1 protein-coding gene is annotated in these 1336 nt (G+C 61.5%); it reads left to right on the top strand.

Features of this window, described 5'->3' with window-relative positions:
* Positions 1 to 43 precede the first annotated feature (43 nt).
* The coding region (gene tnpC, locus ACYUCQ_RS16220) for an IS66 family transposase (RefSeq protein ID WP_460255595.1) at positions 44 to 1336 on the top strand (1293 nt) is incomplete at its 3' end.

The following is a 1336-nucleotide window of genomic DNA, read 5'->3' as shown; positions in this document are numbered from 1 at the left end:
AGAGTCATTGGCTTTATGCCTTGATTTTTGCCATAATCGCTTTGTGCAAATTGACCCTGCATCCCTGCCCGACGACCCGGCGATCCTCCGTGAATTGGTTGCCAATTCAGAGATCGAGATTACCGGCCTGCGTGCCGAGATCGACAAATTGCACCTGCTGATCGCCAAGCTCAATCGTCACCGGTTTGGCCGCCGTTCCGAACAACTCGATCCCGATCAATTATCGCTCGCCATTGAGGATCTCGAGCAGGCCCAGGGCGCCGGGGACGCTGCCGCTGACGCCGTGATCGATGCGATGGCACAGCAATCTGGGGCAGGGCAATCTGGAGCCGACAAACCCCCGCGCAAACGTCGCCAGCGCAATCTCGGTGATCTGCCTGCAAGCCTGCCGCAGATCGAGGTGATCGTCGATCTCGATAACAAAACCTGTTCCTGCTGCGGCGGCACGCTGCATCAAGTCGGTGAGACCGTGACCAGGATGCTCGACATGGTGCCGGCGATCTTCCGGGTGAAGGTCATCCGCCGACCTCGCTATGCCTGCGATGCCTGCGACACGCCGATCGTCCAAGCCCCGGCACCGCCCCGCCCGATCGATGGCGGCATGGCGACCGAGGCGCTGGTCGCGCACGTGCTGGTCGGCAAGTTCGTCGATCACTTGCCGCTTTACCGGCAGGCGCAGATCTTCGAACGCCAGGGGATCAAGCTCAACCGTTCAACACTCGGCGATTGGGTCGGGCGCGCCTGCTGGTGGCTGAAGCCGGTCTACCACGCCATTCTTGCCCATGTCTTCGCCCAGACCAAGGCATTCGCTGACGATACCGTGCTACCGGTGCTCGATCCCGGACGCGGCAAAACCAAATCCGGCCGATTATGGTGCTACGCAGTCGATGATCGGCCCTGGTGCGGACCAGCACCACCAGCCGCCGCCTTCATCTACGCGACCGACCGGAAAGGTGAGCATCCGGCTGCGCATCTGGCGAAGTTCCGAGGCGTTCTGCAGGTCGATGGTTATGCCGGCTTCGGGGCGGTCGTCAAAGAGCGCGTCGATGACCAGATTGCGCTCGCTTTCTGCTGGACCCACGCACGACGATATTTCTACGAATTCCATGCCTCGACCCAATCGCCGATTGCAGCCGAGGCTCTCGCCCGTATCGCACAGCTCTATGCGATCGAGGCTGAGATCCGTGGTCAGCCCGCAACAACTCGGCAGTCAGTGCGGCAGGCAAAATCCCGACCGCTCATCGAGGCCCTGCACGACTGGCTGAATGCGCAACTGGCGCGCATCTCCAAAGGTTCGGACCTCGCCAAGGCGATGCGCTATACGCTGCGCCATTGG

It is taken from the genome of Acidiphilium sp. MT5 (genome assembly GCF_054767495.1).
This window is presented reverse-complemented; position numbering and strand designations above follow the sequence as displayed.